Annotated in this window: 18 protein-coding genes and 2 pseudogenes; 8 read left to right on the top strand and 12 right to left on the bottom strand. The window is 62.5% G+C overall.

Annotated elements, in window-relative coordinates; all coding sequences use genetic code 11:
* From NKH42_RS14820 to NKH42_RS31260, 3 genes and pseudogenes are all read right to left on the bottom strand, one after another.
* Positions 1-235, bottom strand: a 235-nt coding sequence (locus NKH42_RS14820) for a transposase (RefSeq protein WP_352751585.1), incomplete at its 3' end; no start/stop codon positions are given.
* Positions 236-321: 86 nt separating this feature from the next.
* Positions 322-1107 (bottom strand): annotated as a pseudogene (locus NKH42_RS14815) (glycoside hydrolase family 25 protein); the annotation flags it as partial.
* Positions 1108-1197: 90 nt separating this feature from the next.
* A pseudogene (locus NKH42_RS31260) lies at positions 1198-1341 on the bottom strand (glycoside hydrolase family 25 protein); the annotation flags it as partial.
* A gap of 260 nt (positions 1342-1601) precedes the next feature.
* Here NKH42_RS31260 and NKH42_RS14810 point away from each other — a divergent pair.
* Positions 1602-2516 carry a hypothetical protein gene (locus tag NKH42_RS14810; protein WP_352509963.1) on the top strand — a complete coding sequence of 305 codons (915 nt, stop codon included), beginning with the start codon at positions 1602-1604 and terminating at the stop codon, positions 2514-2516.
* Positions 2517-2528: 12 nt separating this feature from the next.
* Here NKH42_RS14810 and NKH42_RS14805 read toward each other — a convergent pair whose 3' ends face one another.
* From NKH42_RS14805 to NKH42_RS14785, 5 genes are all read right to left on the bottom strand, one after another.
* Positions 2529-2741, bottom strand: coding sequence for a hypothetical protein (locus tag NKH42_RS14805; RefSeq protein WP_023717422.1), 213 nt, complete (start codon positions 2739-2741; stop codon positions 2529-2531).
* Positions 2742-2859: 118 nt separating this feature from the next.
* Positions 2860-3258: a GFA family protein gene (locus NKH42_RS14800; RefSeq protein WP_352509964.1), complete on the bottom strand. Its 399-nt coding sequence runs from the start codon at positions 3256-3258 to the stop codon at positions 2860-2862.
* A gap of 195 nt (positions 3259-3453) precedes the next feature.
* The gene (locus tag NKH42_RS14795; protein ID WP_352509965.1) at positions 3454-4410 is read right to left on the bottom strand and encodes an alpha/beta fold hydrolase; all 957 of its coding nucleotides are present in this window, start codon (positions 4408-4410) and stop codon (positions 3454-3456) included.
* A gap of 41 nt (positions 4411-4451) precedes the next feature.
* Positions 4452-4937: an SRPBCC family protein gene (locus tag NKH42_RS14790; RefSeq protein WP_352751588.1), complete on the bottom strand. Its 486-nt coding sequence runs from the start codon at positions 4935-4937 to the stop codon at positions 4452-4454.
* 120 nt (positions 4938-5057) lie between these two features.
* Positions 5058-5306 (bottom strand): ParB N-terminal domain-containing protein, encoded by a 249-nt coding sequence (locus NKH42_RS14785; RefSeq protein WP_023674751.1) that lies wholly within the window; start codon positions 5304-5306, stop codon positions 5058-5060.
* 156 nt (positions 5307-5462) lie between these two features.
* Here NKH42_RS14785 and NKH42_RS14780 point away from each other — a divergent pair, with 156 nt between their 5' ends.
* Genes NKH42_RS14780 through NKH42_RS14760 form a run of 5 tightly spaced genes read left to right on the top strand, consistent with a single transcriptional unit; the run spans position 5463 to position 10962 of the window.
* Entirely contained in the window at positions 5463-7103 is a 1641-nt protein-coding gene (locus NKH42_RS14780; protein WP_352506402.1) for a N,N-dimethylformamidase beta subunit family domain-containing protein, read from the top strand.
* A 1-nt stretch (position 7104) separates the two neighbouring features.
* Entirely contained in the window at positions 7105-8472 is a 1368-nt protein-coding gene (locus tag NKH42_RS14775) for an aminotransferase family protein (protein ID WP_352506403.1), read from the top strand.
* A gap of 10 nt (positions 8473-8482) precedes the next feature.
* A complete protein-coding gene (kce, locus tag NKH42_RS14770) occupies positions 8483-9412 on the top strand; it encodes a 3,5-dioxohexanoate:acetyl-CoA acetone transferase (RefSeq protein WP_352506404.1) in 930 nt (309 codons plus the stop codon).
* 9 nt (positions 9413-9421) lie between these two features.
* On the top strand, positions 9422-9934 hold the full coding sequence (locus tag NKH42_RS14765) for a GNAT family N-acetyltransferase (protein ID WP_352506405.1): 513 nt from the start codon (positions 9422-9424) through the stop codon (positions 9932-9934).
* Entirely contained in the window at positions 9931-10962 is a 1032-nt protein-coding gene (locus NKH42_RS14760; protein ID WP_352506406.1) for a histone deacetylase family protein, read from the top strand. The genes NKH42_RS14765 and NKH42_RS14760 overlap by 4 nt, the downstream gene beginning before the upstream one ends.
* Before the next feature lie 18 nt (positions 10963-10980).
* Here the strand turns inward: NKH42_RS14760 and NKH42_RS14755 are convergent, their stop codons facing one another.
* Together NKH42_RS14755 and NKH42_RS14750 are read right to left on the bottom strand one after the other, a co-directional pair.
* Complete coding sequence (locus NKH42_RS14755) at positions 10981-12246, bottom strand: cysteine desulfurase-like protein (RefSeq protein WP_352690844.1); 1266 nt, start codon at positions 12244-12246, stop codon at positions 10981-10983.
* A gap of 47 nt (positions 12247-12293) precedes the next feature.
* On the bottom strand, positions 12294-13361 hold the full coding sequence (locus NKH42_RS14750) for an aldo/keto reductase (RefSeq protein ID WP_352506408.1): 1068 nt from the start codon (positions 13359-13361) through the stop codon (positions 12294-12296).
* Positions 13362-13690: 329 nt separating this feature from the next.
* On the opposite strand from NKH42_RS14750, the gene NKH42_RS14745 reads away from it, so the two are divergent.
* The gene (locus tag NKH42_RS14745) at positions 13691-13855 is read left to right on the top strand and encodes a hypothetical protein (protein WP_352506409.1); all 165 of its coding nucleotides are present in this window, start codon (positions 13691-13693) and stop codon (positions 13853-13855) included.
* Positions 13856-13905: 50 nt separating this feature from the next.
* Here NKH42_RS14745 and NKH42_RS14740 read toward each other — a convergent pair whose 3' ends face one another.
* The gene (locus NKH42_RS14740) at positions 13906-14412 is read right to left on the bottom strand and encodes a DUF1993 domain-containing protein (protein ID WP_254817666.1); all 507 of its coding nucleotides are present in this window, start codon (positions 14410-14412) and stop codon (positions 13906-13908) included.
* 123 nt (positions 14413-14535) lie between these two features.
* Between NKH42_RS14740 and NKH42_RS14735 the strand changes: the two genes are divergently transcribed.
* Positions 14536-15573, top strand: a complete 1038-nt coding sequence (locus NKH42_RS14735) for a DUF1176 domain-containing protein (RefSeq protein WP_352506410.1) — start codon at positions 14536-14538, stop codon at positions 15571-15573.
* On the opposite strand, the gene NKH42_RS14730 is transcribed toward NKH42_RS14735, so the two are convergent.
* Entirely contained in the window at positions 15570-16427 is an 858-nt protein-coding gene (locus NKH42_RS14730) for an alpha/beta hydrolase family protein (RefSeq protein WP_352506411.1), read from the bottom strand. The genes NKH42_RS14735 and NKH42_RS14730 overlap by 4 nt on opposite strands.
* Positions 16428-16513 lie beyond the last annotated feature (86 nt).

Genomic DNA, 16513 nt, shown 5'->3' with positions numbered 1-16513 from the left:
CAAGTTCGCGATCCGACAGGCCGTAGAGTGACTGCAGCAAAAGCGCCTTGAACAGAACCAGCGGTGGCCAAGCTGCCCGTCCGGGTCCGCCATCGCGCAGCGGGTTGAGCAGCTTCTCGAAGCGATACCACTTCACCAGACCCGACAATCGATCAAGCGGTGAAGAACCGCCAGCCAACTTGCCGCCCAGAAAAGCCTCCGCCAAGCTCAACTGGCCCATCTGCTTCACTGCCATCGCGATTCCCTCCGAGCTTCGTCTCAGAGAATCACAATCAGCGAATTACGCAACAGGCCCTCAAGGGGAGAAGGCAAGAGCTGCCGCTACTCCGCCTCCGCTACCATCTGCCGGCCGCCAACCCAGTCGCGCCATGCCCGCTCATCGCCATGGAACACGTTGAGGTCGATGCGGCCCCTCACCCCGTGCGACAGGCCGGAGCCGGAATATTGCCAGAACAGCCATTTGCGGCCGGGATAGACCTTTGACGGATGCGCGGCCACGGCGCGCAGCCAGAATGGATAATCGGGGAAGGCGCCGCGCAGATTGTCACGGTAGAAATCGGGCGCGGTGTAGATGATCGGGCGCTGGCCGTAGTGGCGCTCGAGCTTGTCCATGAACACCTGCATCTTTTCCAGCACCTTTTGCCGCGACGGGCGGCGCTTGCAGCTGGATTCGCCGTTCCACTCGACGTCGATCACCGGCGGCAGCGCGCCCTCGACCCTCGGCACGTTGCGGATGAACCAGTCGGCCTGCTCGCCGGCGGTGCGGCACCAGTAGAAGAAGTGATAGGCGCCGCGCTTCAGGCCGGCGGCGTCGGCATTGCGCCAGTTCCTGGTAAACATCGGGTCGATATGATCGCCGCCGTCGGTCGCCTTGATGTAGGCGAAGTTGGCGCCCTGGGCGCGCAGCTTTTGCCAGTTCACATTGCCCTGCCAGCGCGAAACGTCGACGCCATGGACGGCAAGGCGCCTCGGCGAGGAGGACTTACCGAAATTGATCGGCTTGGCGTCGCGAAAACCATAGCGCGTGACCGGCTCGGCAAGCATCGCCGGTGCTGCGCGTGTCAGCCGCTTCGGCGGCGACATCAGCGCGATGACCTCGGCCGGCGGTTCGATGTCCTGATCGGGCACGTTCATCGCGACCGGCTGTTCGTCGTGCTCCTGTTCGGCAAAAGCGGGCGCAGCATCAGTCTTCGCCACGGATGCCACCGGCGCGGGTGGCCGCACAACCGAGCTGGTGGTCTCGCCGGACGGCACTTGCAGCGCATCGACGCCGGAGGTCGACGTGCAGCCGGCAAGGCACAGCGCTGCGATCGAAAAGATGACGACGCCTGATAACCGCATCTGGACCTGTACGCAAAACACAACAGACCGAAGGCAGGACAACGCCGTCGGACAAACCAAGCTGGATTCCTAACAAGAAACTACCAACAAAGTTTGAATCGAATTGTTAGGGGGTTTGCATCGGAACGTTCGCCCGGACGGGGGTGCGCCATCCCCCAACGTTCGACCACGTGGCTGCCTCGCAATCCCGCTTGACAACTCACGGCATGAGATTAGTCTCCACTAATCTTACGGTGTAAGGCCATACTTGGGAGGAAGTCATGCAGCCCGCCGCCCTATCAGAATTGCAGCCCGTAGCCCCGCCCGAGCCACGCTCGCCCGCCATCGGGATCGACGAAATATCGCGCGATCTCAGCCGCGTTATCGAACGCGCCGAGGTCAATGCCTGGCTCGATCTCTATCGCGCCGCCCCGGCAGACTTTGCCGCAAGGCAAGGCCTTGCCATCGCCGAAGATGGCGATCTCGTCTGGACCACCTGCACGACGATCCCGTTCATCCATTTCAACTGCGTCAAGAATCTCGGTGTCGATAGCGCTGCCACCGAGAGCCGGCTCGACGCGCTTCTGGCGCATTATCGCGAGGCCGGTATTCTGCGGCCCTGGTTCTACACCAATCCGCATACCGAGCCCGCGACGCTCAGCTGCTGGCTCGAGGCACGCGGCCTGCAGCGTCAGGGCGGTTGGGAACGCATCTTTCGCGACGCCACGCCATTGCCAACGGAGCCGCTTTTCCCGTCGAAGGATGTCTCGGTCGAGCGGGTGACGTCGGCAACGGCAAGGGAATGGGCTGGGTTCATCGACAGCCAATATCGGTTGCCGACCTCACCATGGTTGCTAGCGCTGGCCGGCCGACGCGGCTGGCATCATTATATGCTGCGGCGGGACGGCGCGGTGGCGGCGGTGCGCTCGATGTTCATCGGTGCCGACGGCATGGCCTGGAGCGGCATCGACGCGCCGGTGCCCGGCATCATGGCGCCGAGCTTCGACCTCGATGCAATGCTCGGCGAAGCGATGGTGCGCGACGGACTTGCGGCCGGTGCAAAACTGTTCGTGGCCGACATCGAGGCGCGGCAGTGCGAACGCGACGGGCCGGCGTATCGCAACTATGCGCGCCTCGGCTTCAGGCTCGCTTATTTCCGCAGCCATTACAGCTATTTGCCGGCAAATTCCGGCTGACCGCTTCAAGACCTAGCCGCAAAGCCACAGCTTGTGGCAGGTCGTGGCCATAAGGTGGGCCGGCGGTACAAAACGATCGTTGACCGCCACATCATCGTCCGCCCGGCGGACCTTTTCCTCGAGCAGCGTGCGAAGTTCTGCCGGCTGCACGCGGTCGCGCTCCATCACCAGCTTGATCATCGGATCACTCAAGAGCTCGTCCAGGGTGTTGATGCTGTCGTTCATTCCGTCGCCTCCTCGACTGCCGCCCGCACGCAATAGATAGGCAGCAATGATGGCCCGCCAATGACGCTTTGCCGGCTATCTCGTGTCGCTTTGGATTAAATTTTACCCAGACTTCACCTCAAGCCGGAGGTGGCGCGCCTTCATATTGCGGCAGGCCGTCGTCGATCTGGACCCAGGGCTGCTTCGAGGCGGTCCAGATATGCATCTCAGGCCTGAACACCGAAGGATCATCGAGCGAGCCGGTCGTGATGCCGATGATGCCGGCGGAATCGCGCCGGGAAAACAGCGTCGTGCCGCAACGCGGGCAAAAGCCACGCTTGAGATCGGGCGAGGAATTCACCGTCGCCAGCGGACCGTCGACCGTCACATCGTCGATGCGGAACAGCACGCGCGCGTTGAAGGCGGCACCCAGTGCCTTCTGGCAGAGCCGGCAATGGCAGACGCGCTCATTGATCGGTGTCGCCTCGACATGGTAGCGCACCACACCGCACAAACACCCGCCCTGATATCTTGCCATCGCCCATGTCCCTTCCTGCGAGGATAGGCGATACCTATCGACAGGCGTGGCACCGTCAATTGAAAAGCTTTGATGGCGTCATCTAAAGCTGTGATCCGGGCCGATGGGCGATCGGCTGGATGCGCCGCGCCAAGGCCTCATCAACGAAATGCCGGCCATCTCGCGGGAGACGGCCGGCAGCCAATTGACTGGACGTCAGTTCGTTTCGTTGACGACCTCATCCCAAGTCTTGACCTTGGTCTCGCCATTGAGGAACGGCAGCGCGGCAGCTGTCAGTTCCGGCGCGAAGAACACGTCGTAATGAGTGCGGTTCGGCAGGATCGCCAGGCGGTTTTGCGACAGGTTCTCGCGCATCCAGCCGGCGTCCTTCAACCCGCCGCCAAGCATCTGGTAGAACTTGATCTCGTGCTCGGGCCGGTACATGTCACTGTCGCCGAACACCAGCATGACCGGCATTTTCAGCTTCGGCACGTCGGCAGAATAATCGTAGTCCTTGCGCATATAGGCGCCGAGCTGGTCGAGCAGTTTCGGAAAATCCTCCGGATGCGGCGCGACCGCGACGTAGGATTTGTACATCGGCGTGTCCTTCATCATGTCGGCCATCGCTGCGCCGACTTGTGCCTGCTGGCCACGCATCTCGGCATAGAAGCCGTCCGCGGCGTAGCCGGTCGAGACCAGGACGAGCCGGCGCACCACGTCGGGATGCTGCACGGCCATGCGGAAGGCGACGCCCCCACCCAGCGAATAACCCATGACGTCGACCTTGTCGTAGCCGAGCGCCTTGACGATCGCCGCCATGTCGTCGCCCATCGCCTCCAAGCTGAGCGGCCGGTCGCCGAGCGCGGTGCGGCCATGGCCCTGCAGGTCGACCCCGATGACGGTGCGGTCTTCGGTAAGCTTCGGCAGGATCGGCGCGAACATGTCGGTTGTGCCGAGACCGCCATGCAGCAGAAGCAGTGGCTCGCCCTTGCCATGGACGGCGTAATAATAGTTCAGGCCGTTGATCGGCAGCAGGCCGGACTTTTGCGGCTTCGGCAGTGTTGCGGTTGCGGTCGTCATGGCAGGCTTGGCCTCCTCTGCGTTGATGGTGCCCGGCGCGGCAAAGAGCGCGGCGGCCGAGGCGAAAATGGCAAAAAATATCGATCTGGACATATCAGTCTCCCTCTCTCGTTTGCATCAAAGTCGCTTGTGCATCAAAGTAGCTTGGCGACCTCCTCGAGCTGTTCGGCGCACTGGCCCCAGCCGTCGTGAAAACCCATTTTCTCGTGCTGTTCGCGGTCGGCGACCGACCAATGCGCAACCCGGGCGATGTAGCGGGTCTTGCCCTCGCCCTCGTCGTCGAAGGTCAGCACGACCGTCATGAACGGCTTTTCGGACGGCTCCCACGCCTTGGCATAGGCATCGGTGAAGACGAGCTTTTTGCCTGGTACGACTTCGAGGAAGATGCCTGGATTCGGGAACTCCTTGCCGTCGGGATCGGCCATGACCACAAGGGTGGAGCCACCGGTCCGCACATCCATTTCGGCGCGCGGCGTCGTCCACGGCTTCGGCGAGAACCATTGCGTCAACAGGTTCGGCTCGGTCCAGCAGCGATAGACGTTCTCGCGCGGCGCATCGATGATGCGGGCGAGAACCAGCTCGCGGTTGGAGTTGGGGGCGATGTCGAGCTTGGTGGTCATGGCGTTCCTCACACGTCGGTTTTGGCTTCCGTGTCTAGGACGAACCAACAAGACGCAAGCCGACACGGTCCGCGAAAAAATCCGCGGGACCGGAGATTCGAGCGACGGAACTGAATGGCTTCAGTGGCGCTTGGCTTGCACCAGATAGGCGTCGATCTCGGTCTCGCCGAGCCACTTGGCCGCTTCCAGCCGATGCAACCCTTCGACCAGGATATGACGCTTGCCGTCATGGCGCACCTGGATCGGCATCTTCATTCCGTTTTCCAGAATGTCCTCGGCCAGATGGCGGACGGTTTCGGGATGCAGCGTCTTCTTGCGCGCGGTCGGCACGTAGATATCGTTGACCCTGACCTTTTGCACTCTCAGCATATCGGCTCCCGTGGCGGACAACGCCGCCCTTTGTGAGATAGTCTGTTTGGCCGGCAAGGCCAAGGGAGCAGCCCGGCAATGGCTGGCCCGATCGTTTCCAATTGACGCTTGGCCGGCGGATGGCCGAAATGGCGGCCTTCGACCTTAGCGGTGTCCATGAACCATCTGCCGACCGAGTTTCCCGATTTCGGACTGACGCCGCAGCAGCGACGCCAGGCGGTGCGCAGCCATTACTGGGAATGGCCCGGTATGGATGGCGGGCGCGGCGAAATCTGGTGCTACAGCGACCGTTTTTCCTATCGCCCCGGCGAGATGGTGGCGCTGCATGTCAGTTCGACGGCCGCCGGTTTCGGCATCGCGATCATCCGCGACGGCGGCGCGGAAACGACAATGTTCGAAAGGACCGGGATTGCGGCGCGCTGGCAAGATACGCCGGATCAATGTTCGGTCGAAGGCTGCGGCTGGCAGGCGTCGTTCGAGTTTCGCATCGGCGACGACTGGCCATCCGGCGCCTATCGCGTCACGCTTGAAGCGGACGGTCGCGACGGCAAGCCGATCCGCTGTCATCACCTTTTCATCGTCTCGCCGCAGCCCGGCAAGAAACCCGGCCGCGTGCTGCAGGTCGCGGCCACCGGCACCTGGCTCGCCTACAACACATGGGGCGGTTCCAACCATTACGAAGGCATCACCGGGCCGGCCCGCGACCAGTATGCACGAATGGTGTCGACGCAGCGGCCTTGGTGCCGCGGGTTCGTCGTGCTGCCCAAGGATGCGCCGCGCGTGCCGCTCGAAGTCGCGGTGCCGCCGAAAACCGTGCCGCGCTATCCGCACATGGAATGGGCCTTTGCCACCGGCCATTCGAAGAAATACGCCTCAGCCGGCTGGGCAAGCTACGACAGCCATTTCTTCCGCTTCGCTGAGCGTTCCGGCTACGCCGTCGATCTCGCTAGCCAGCACGATCTGCATTTTTCGCCCGACATTCTCGACGGCTATGACTGCGTCGTCTTCGTCGGCCACGACGAATATTGGACCTGGGAAATGCGCGATGCGGTCGACACCTATGTCGAGCGCGGCGGTCATGCGGCGCGCTTTGCCGGCAACTTCATGTGGCAGACCAGGCTGGAGGACGAAGGCCGCCGGCAGGTCTGCTACAAATACCGCGCCCGCGCCGAGGACCCGGCCTATCGCGGCGGCGATATAAGGCGCGCCACCAATTCCTGGGAAGCGCCGGAAATCGGCCGGCCGGGTGCGGCGACCTTCGGCCTCAACTCGACAAGAGGCGTCTATGCCGGCTGGGGCGGCTGCGCGCCGCGCGGTGTGCGCGGCTTTCCGGTCTACCGGCCGGAGCATTGGGCCTTTGCCGGTACCGGCATCTACTATGGCGACCTGCTCGGCGCCGACAGCCATGTCTATGGCTATGAGGTCGATGGGCTCGATTTCGAGATCCGCGGCGGCCTGCCCTACCCGACGCCCGACAGCGGCGCACCGGACGGCCTGCAGGTGCTCGCGGTCGGCATGGCTGCCCAGGTCGAGGAAAGCGCCGACATCCCGTTCGAGGACCAGTTCCTCGGCGACGAGGACGGCCGCTTCACCGCCGAAACGCTGTTCGGCGAGGCGAGCGACGCCAATCTCGATAAGGTTAAGCGCGGCAACGGCATGATCGTCAATTTCCGGCGCGGCAAAGGCGAGGTGTTTCACGCCGGAAGCTGCGAATGGGTTGCCGGCCTGCTAAGGCAGGATGCGATGGTCGAGCGTGTTACCAGAAATGTCCTCGACCGCTATCTCGGAAAGTCATGACATGCTGAAGTCCCCTGCCCCGGAAGCCCGCGAAGCTTCGCATCTGTTTTATCTGTCCAGCCTGCGCCGGCCGCTGATCGACCGCGCCGAAGGCATCTACATGTGGACGCAGGATGGCCGCCGCTTCATCGACGGATCGAGCGGCCCGATGGTCGCCAATATCGGCCACTCCAATCGCAACGTGCTCGACGCGATGAAACGGCAGATGGACCGCGCCACCTTCGCCTACCGCCTGCATTTCGAGAACGAACCGGCAGAGGAGCTCGCGCGGCAACTGGCGGCCAAACTCCCCGAGGGCCTGGACCGCATCTTTTTCGTCTCCGGTGGCTCGGAGGCAACGGAATCCTGCGTCAAGCTGGCGCGGCAATGGGCGGTCGCCATCGGCCAGCCCAGCCGCTGGAAGGTGATCACGCGCTTTCCGTCCTATCATGGCGGCACGCTCGGCGCGCTCGCCGTCACCGGCGACGATGCGCTGGCCGAAACTTTTGCGCCGATGATGCAGCTCATGCCGACGGTTCCGGCGCCCACCGCCTGGCGTGACCGCGACAATCTTTCGATGGAACAGCGCGGTATCCGCTACGCCGACATGCTGGAGGAAAAGATCCTCGCCGAGGGATCGCAGAGCGTGCTCGCCTTCATCATGGAGCCGGTCGGCGGCGCTGCCACGGCAGCATTGGTGGCGCCCGACAGCTATTATCCGCGCATCCGCGAGATCTGCGATCGCTACGGCATCCTGCTCATCCATGACGAAGTGATGAGCGGTGCCGGCCGCACCGGAAAATTCCTTGGCGGCGACCACTGGAACTGCAAGCCAGACATCATCGCGCTGTCGAAGGGGCTGGGCTCGGGTTATGCCCCGCTCGGTGCGCTGGCGGCACCGATGCGGCTGGTGCAGCCATTGCTCGCGTCGGGCGGCTTCCAGCACGGCCATACCTATGCCGGCAATCCGCTCGCCTGCGCCGCCGGGCTCGCCGTGCTAGGTGAGATGGACCGTCTCGGCCTGATCGCCAACGCGGCTGTCATGGGCGAGCTATTGATGGACGAGCTGAAGGGATTGGCGAAGCGGTTTCCGTTCATCGCCGACGTCCGCGGCAAGGGCCTGCTCACCGGTGCCGAAATGGTCGCCGATCCGGACACGCTGAGGCCGATCGAGCCGGCGAAAAAGGCCACTCAGCGCCTGCTCGACCTCGCCTATGAGCGCGGCCTGATCATCTACGGACGCAAGGTCAAGGGCGGTGTCGACGGCGACAATTTCATGGTTGCGCCGCCGATGATCGTCACCGCCGCGCAGATCGGCGAGATCATATCCATCATCGGTGACGCGCTCGAGGTGCTGGCCGGCGAGCTCGACCTGCCGGTCGAAGGCTGAGGAACGAACCATGGCACCGCGCAAAGTCATCATCACCTGCGCCGTCACCGGGTCGGTGCACACCCCGTCGATGTCGCCGCATCTGCCAGTGACGCCGGACCAGATCGCCGCAGACGCAATCGCCGCCGCCGAGGCCGGCGCTTCGATCCTGCATCTTCATGCCCGCGACCCTAAGGATGGGCGGCCGACCGCCGACCCCGAGGTGTTCATGCAGTTCCTGCCGCGCATCAAGCAGGCGACCGATGCGGTGATCAACATCACCACCGGCGGATCGTCGCTGATGACGCTCGACCAGCGGCTGGCCGCGCCGCTCAGGGCCGAGCCGGAAATGAGTTCGCTCAATATGGGTTCGATGAACTTTGCGCTGTTCCCGATGCTCGAGCGGCCGCGGGAATGGCAGCACGAATGGGAGCCGAAACTGCTCGAGGCCACCCGCGACACGATCTTCAAAAACACCTTTGCCGACATGGAGACGGTGCTCGAGAAGCTCGGGCGCGGTTGCGGCACGCGCTTCGAATTCGAGTGCTACGATGTCGGCCATCTCTATTCGCTGGCGCATTTTCGCGATCGTGGGCTGGTGTCTGGACCTTTGTTCATCCAGTTTGTTTTGGGCATCCTTGGCGGCATCGGCGCCGATCCAGAAAACCTGATCCACATGAAGCGCATCGCCGACAAACTGTTCGGCGACAGCTACCAATTTTCGGTGCTGGCCGCCGGACGCCACCAGATGCCGATGATCTCGATTGCGGCGGCGATGGGCGGCAATGTCCGCGTCGGGCTGGAGGACAGCCTCTACGACGGGCGCCAACTCGCCAAGTCCAATGCCGACCAGGTGCGCCGCATCCGCAGCGTGCTCGACGGCTTGTCGCTGGAGGTCGCGACGCCGGCCGAGGCGCGGCAGATGCTGGCGCTCAAGGGCGGCGATCGCGTGGCGTTCTGAGATGCGGCCGTGACCAACCCACCGTCAAGAGACATCGTCATCCGCCCCGGCTGGGTGGAGGACGTCGAAACCATCCACGCCGCGCTCCTACGGCTCGGCGCGCATGTCGGCGCACATCAGGAGATCACCTCGACAGCTCGGGATCTCCGCACCTATGGCTTTGGCGAGAAGCCTGCCTTCTCGACCCTGATCGCCGAGGTCGGCGGCGAGTTTGCCGGGCTTTGCCTGCATTTTCCAATCTTCTCGACATGGATGGGACGGCCCGGCGTCTATGTGCAGGACCTCTATGTCGAGGACCGTTTTCGCGGCCGCAGGATCGGCGAGCACCTGCTGCGCCGGGTCGCGGCGCAATGCCGGAAGGACGGCGGCGTCTATCTCAAGCTGTCTGTCGATACCGACAACGAGACCGCCAAGGCTTTTTACGAACGGTTGGGCATTGCCTGGTCCAGCTACGAGCAGGTGCAGAAGATCGTCGGCGACGCCTTTTTCGCCTTCGCCGATGCACCGGAGGAGCCAACATGAAAGCCTTCTATGCCGAAGAACAGAAGCGCCACGACCCGAAGGCGTTCCTCTCCAGCGGCGCGCCGCAGCCCAATCCGGAAAAGCCGGAACGGGTCGAGCGATTGTTGGCCGGCGCAAAGGCTGCCGGCTGCACGATCGAACGGCCGCGGGATCACGGACTCGGCCCTATTGCCGCGGTACATACGCCGGAATATCTCGATTTCCTTCACCATATCTTCGCGCGCTGGCAGCGCATCGAGGGCGCCTCGGCCGAGGTCATCCCCAACATCCACCCGATCGCGCGGAACGGCTCCTATCCGGCCTCGGCGGTCGGCCAAGCCGGCTACCACATGGCCGACACAGCCTGCCCGATCTCCGGCGAGACGTGGCAGAGCGCGCTTTGGAGCGCCTGGAGCGCGGTTGAAACCGCCGAGGCGGTGATGTTGGGAGCGCCGGCCGCCTACGCGCTGTGCCGGCCGCCCGGCCATCACGCCTTTGCCGACGTCGCCGGCGGCTTCTGCTTCATCAACAATTCGGCGGTCGCCGCACAGGCTCTACGCAAGCAGGCAGCGCGGGTGGCGATCCTCGATGTCGACCTGCATCACGGCAACGGGACGCAAGGCATCTTCTATGCCCGGCCGGACGTACTCACCGTGTCGCTGCATGCCGACCCGGCGCGGTTCTATCCGTTTTTCTGGGGCTATGCGGACGAGCGCGGCGAAGGCGCCGGCCTCGGCTACAATCTCAACCTGCCGCTGCCGCGCAAATCCGGCGATGCGGCTTTCCTCGAAGCACTGGCGGCAGCGTTCCAGCGCATCGACGCCTTCTCGCCCGATGCGCTTGTGGTCGCGCTGGGCCTAGACGCCTTCGAAGGTGATCCGTTCGGCGGGCTGTCGGTGAGCACGCCTGGTTTTTCGCGCATTGGCGAGGCGATCGCCCGGCTCGGCCTGCCAACGGTCATCGTCCAGGAAGGCGGTTATCTCTGCGATGAGCTCGGCGACAATCTCACCGCCTTCCTCACCGGTTTTGGCGGCGCCCACAAGCGATGATCCGTCGGCGTGGCCCGCTCAGGATCGCTCCTGCCTCAGCATGGCGACAACGCGGTGCACGCTCTCCAGCGTCTCGTCGATCTCGGCTGCAGTGTTGTAATGAGCGATGCCGATGCGCACCACGCCCTGCTCGGCCGGAATGCCGAGCTGGTGGACGATCTCCCAGGCGTAGTTGTGGCCGGACCACAGGAAGATGTTTTCCGCATTCATCTGCCGCACGACCGTCTCCGGCACTATGCCTTCGACAGTGAACGACACCGTCGGCACACGCTCATCGATCCGCTTCGGATCGGTGATGCCGTGGATGGTCAGGCCGGCAATATCCGACAGACCGTCGATCAACTGTTGCGTCAGCGGGTTCTCGTAAGCGATTGAGACTTCGAAGGCCTTGGCGATTTTCCGCCGACGCGACCCTTGCGCGCCAGCTGCCGCTCCCAACTCGGCAAAATAATCGATAGCCGCCGACAGGCCGGCCATCAATTCAATTTGCAGCGTGCCGAGCTCGAAGCGCTCCGGCAAGGCATTGGACGAGCAACGGCATTTATACGGCTTAAGCGCATCGATAACGCCCAGCCTGCCCCACAAAATTCCCATATGCGGGCCGAAGAACTTGTACGCCGAGCAGATCAGGAAATCGCAGCCGAGGTTTTGGACGTCGATCAGACCATGCGGCGCGAACTGGACGGCATCGACGTAGACCAACGCACCAGCCCGCCTAGCGATGCCGGTCAACGCCTTCACCCGGTTGATCGACCCGGTGAGATTGCTGGCGTAGTTGAGCGCGACGAGCCGCGTCCTCTCGGAAAGCAACGCGGCGAGCGCCGCCTCCTCGATCTGCCAGCTCTGCTGGTCGAAAGGCAGCCAGCGCACGACAAGGCCAAGGTCTTCAGCCAGTTGCAGCCAGGGTGAGACGTTGCCCTCATGGTCCATGCGGGTGAGGATGATCTCGTCCCCGGGCTTCATCGTGCGGCCGAGCGTTCGCGACATGTGGTAGGTCAATGTCGTCATGTTGGCACCGACGATAATTTCCGGCGGACTTGCCGCACCCAGGAAATCGGCCATCGCCAGATGGGCCTCGTCGACAATGTCCTGTGCCGCAATGGTGGTCTCGAAGAAGCCGCCGAGGTTGGCATTGGTGGTCAGCAGGCAGCGTGACACCGCGTCCGCCACCGACTGCGGCACCTGCGTGCCGGCAGGATTGTCGAGATAAATGCGCCGGCGGCCCTTGTCGGTCAGCGACAAAGCCGGAAATTTCGCGCGCACCGCGTCGATCCGGAAGCCCATGGCTGTTCCCCTCTCCTTATGACGATCGGACAACCACGCCCGACGCATCAAGGGCACGGATTGCCGACGCGCTGGTGGATCGCATCAACGGCTTTCTGCATGTCCTCGGTCCAGACCACGTCGGCGGAAGAGAGCGCCATTTCGAGTTGCGAAATGGTGGTGGCGCCGATGATGTTCGAGGTGACCAAGGGCCGGTTCGAGACATAGGCATTGGCAAACAGCGCCGGCTCCATGCCGAAGGTGCGCGCCAACCGGTTGTATTCGAGCTGCACCTCGGCAGCATTCGGCGTCTCGTAGCGCTGGCCGCGGTTGAACAACTGCGAGCGCGAGCCCTGCGGCCGCGCGCCATGATCGTATTTGCCGGTCAAATAGCCTTGCGCCAGCGGTGAATAGGCAAGCAGCGACACCTGCTCGCGCTCGCAGACTTCGGCAAGGTTCACCTCGAAGGTGCGATTGACGAAATTATAGGCGTTCTGCAGCGAGGCGACGCGCGGGCCGAGGCCCTTGTCGGCTTCGGCAATGAAACGCATGACGCCCCAGGAATTCTCGTTCGACAGGCCGAAATGGCGGATCTTGCCGGCCTTCACCAGTTCATCAAATACGGCAAGCGTCTCGGCGATCGGCGTCTCGCCTTCCGGCACACCGGCGGCATCGGAGCGTCGCGGCAAGGTGCCGATGCGGTTCGGATTGGCGCCCCACGGCACGTCGCGTTCCGGCCAATGGATCTGATATAGGTCGATGTAATCGGTGTTGAGCCTGGCGAGTGACTTATCAATAGCGTCGAAGATATCGGCGCGCACCAGCTTAGACGAGCGGTCGCCGCGAAACCAAGTGTTGGCGGTGCGACCAACTACCTTCGAGGCGACGATCACTTGGTCCCGATTGCGCTTCTCCTTCATCCAATTGCCGATGATTGTCTCGGTACGGCCTTGTGTCTCCGCCTTGGGTGGGATCGGATAGAGTTCGGCGGTGTCGATGAAATTGACACCGCGAGCAAACGCCAGATCCATCTGGGCGTGACCGTCCGCCTCGGTGTTCTGCTGGCCCCAAGTCATCGATCCGAGGCAGATTTGCGACACGAAAAGATCGGTCTGGCCGAGACGGCGTTTGTGCATGGAGTTTCTCCGGCGGGAATTTTGCGCGGCTGCGCGAGGAGGAAGCAATAGCATACAGGAAAGCGCCGCCCGCTTCCAAGCCCACCGACGGCAGGCCAGGCGACTTTCCAGGATGCCGGCGAACGGAGTTTTTCGCTGCGTCTAACAAAAAACCGGCCAAGTGCCGGGACTGAGGCCTACGCTCGAAGCACCGCCGAAGTTTCGCCGGAACAGCCGAATTATGTCAAAAAAGATCAGGGCAGCATGGCTGCCATGCGAATGCTGCACTGCACAATTGTCATGATCTGCCTATATTGACGGCCGTGGAGGTTCAATAAGGGGCTTGAATCATGGGATTCTTCACTGAAATGTTCGCCCGTCCGCGTCCGCGGGAACAACTGCGTTATCGTGCGGCACTGGCGCTGCTCCATTCGATGAGCAATGCCGATCGCGCCGATATCGGCGTCAAGCCGGCCGATTTCCCGCGCATCGCTCGGGAAATGTCCGTACGCTAAACAGCGCGCCGTGAGAATCCCGCCGCAGCGGGATATCTCACGAGCTAATCTCAACGCAATCCGAGGAAGATCGACTTGCCCAATGGCACGCCGTTGTGGCGCAGGATGTCGTAGGCGGTGGTCAGGTGGAAGTAGAAATTGGGCATGGCGGCATGCAGCAGATACTGCATTCCCGGCATCGAAACCTCGCGCCCGGCAAGCCGCAGTTCGACCATCCTGTCATCTGAACCATCGAATTCGGCCGCCGAAAATGTCGCGAGATAGTCGAGCGTCTTGGTAAGGCGGGCCTGCAGATCAACGAAGCTCGTCTCATTATCCTCGTATTTTGGCACCTCACGCCCGGCAAGCCGCGACGGCGCGCCCTTGGCGTGATCGGTGGCAATCTGTACCTGCCTGGTCAGCGCAAACATGTCCGGCGCCAGCCTCGCCGTCAGATACACCTGCGGATCAATCTTGCGATCAGCCGCATTTTGCTCGGCAATGTTCAGCACATTGGCTAGTGACTTCAGCCTCGCCGAAAATACCGGCACGGATGCTTCATACATTGATATGGTCACAAGAAATCTCCACGGGGCCCTACTGCCTATGGCGAGAGGTAGCGCTTTCGCAGGCGATTGTTCAAGCGCCACCACGTCGCCGCGATCGATATGATAGGATTTTTTATCGAGTGGAGGTTCCCGATGAGACGCGCCCTTTTTGCAGCGACCGCCTTTATCTCTCTTGCCGTTGCCGGCCAATCGGCGCTCGCCGCAGACGCGCCTTATATCGACGACAGGTCGAATGCCGAGGCGGTGATCCGGTCGCTTTATAGTGCCATCAGCCGGCACGAATTCGCGCGCGCCTGGGACTATTTCGGCGACACCAAGCCGGCCAAGGATTTCAATTCCTTCGTCAAAGGCTATGACGGCACGGACACGGTCGAAGTGAAAACCGGTGGCGTATCCGAAGACGGGGCTGCCGGCAGCATCTACTACAGCGTTCCGGTCGCCATCCGGGCGACGGCCAAGGACGGCAGCGAGAATGTCTTTGCCGGCTGCTATACGCTGCGCCAGATCAACGCCTCGATCCAGGAACCGCCATTTCGCTCGATCTTCATCGACAAGGGTGCGCTGAAACCCTCAAAGGCCGATTTTGAGGATGCCGTGCCGGCAAGCTGCGGCGAAGGACCGCCGCCGCCGAAGAAGGACGCAGCGCTTGAGCAGGCCAACAAGGCGTTTGCCGCGACTTATGGCGACCAGTGCGACAAGGATCTTTTGGCGCAGAAGCCGGACATTTTCTCGATCCACTACAAGGACAAGGATGCGGCTGCCAGCGATCCCGAAAGCGAAACGCGGCTTTTCCATTTCGCCTGCTCGGCCGCGGCCTACAACGAAAACTCGATCTATTACATGAGCGACGACGTGCTTGGCGTAAGACAATTGCAGTTCGCCGAACCTGAAATGGACATCCGCTACGAGAACAATGACAGCGACGGCAAATTGCTGGGCATGACCATAGTTGGCTTCCAGACCTCCGGCTGGGCAACCAATTCCGATTACGACGAAGAGACCAAGACGATCACCACCTTCAACAAATGGCGTGGCATCGGCGATGCCTCTTCGTCGGGGACCTATCTGTTTCGCAACGGCGATTTTTCCCTGGTCCAGTACGACGTCGACGCGTCTTATGACGGCGAGGAAAATCCGCAGACGGTCGTCGACTACAATACCGCGCCTTAAGGGGCCTTCGACAACATCCAGTTGAGCGTGCCGCGCCAGTCGGTCATGCGGATGGGCGTGCCGTGCGTGCCGGTCTCGAAGCGGACGAAGCGCGTGGGATAGCTCTTCGATTTGGCCAGGATGGAGCGGAAGAAGGCTTCCTGTTTCTCGATTGGAAACACCGGGTCCTTGCTGCCTTGGCCGAAGAAGACCGGCACACGACGCTTGAAGGCGGGGCTTGAGAAGAAACTCTCGTCCCATAGCGAGCCGAGCAGCAGCAGCCCGTCGATGCGCCGGCCGGTATCATTGCGGGCGGCCAGCTTCCAGCATAATGAGCCGCCCATCGAGCCGCAGGCGACGAAGATTTTTGCGCTCGGCGATTGTTCGGCATAGTGGTCGATCAGCGCGGCGATCTGGGCGGCACCTGTGTCGCCGAAATCGGAAAAGTCCGGCGATAGATAGAGACCGCCGTTGCCCGCCATCAGGTTCTTGATGCGATTGAAATTACCGCCGAAGGTAAAGTCGTCGGTGCCCTGCTTACGGCTGCCGCCCTGCCCGTGCAGATAAAGCACGATGATGCTGGCGCCCCCGGTCTTGCCGACGGCAATGTGGCGGACATCGCCGGCGTCGGTCTTCAGCAAGAGATCCTGCTGCACCTTGCGCACGCCGGTTTCGGTGTATTGCGCGTGCACACGACGCTCAGGCACTTCGTCACGAGCGTTGATGTCGCGCAGCTCACGATAATCGACCACCGTATAGGCGCCGTTGCTCTCGGACGAGAGTGTGACCGGATAGGCGAACAGATCGTCCTTGAAGGGTTTGAGTTCGAGAGCGTTGGCGTAGGCGACACAAAAGAGCTGCAAAAGAATCGCCATCGGCAGGGCCGGGAGGCCAGAGGGGGGCAAGCGGAACCGGAAGCAGGAACGAAAGGCCATCCCTCAGCCATGCGTTTTTCGGCTTC

Source organism: Mesorhizobium sp. M1142, from assembly GCF_040318565.1.
GTDB lineage: Bacteria > Pseudomonadota > Alphaproteobacteria > Rhizobiales > Rhizobiaceae > Mesorhizobium.
This window is presented reverse-complemented; position numbering and strand designations above follow the sequence as displayed.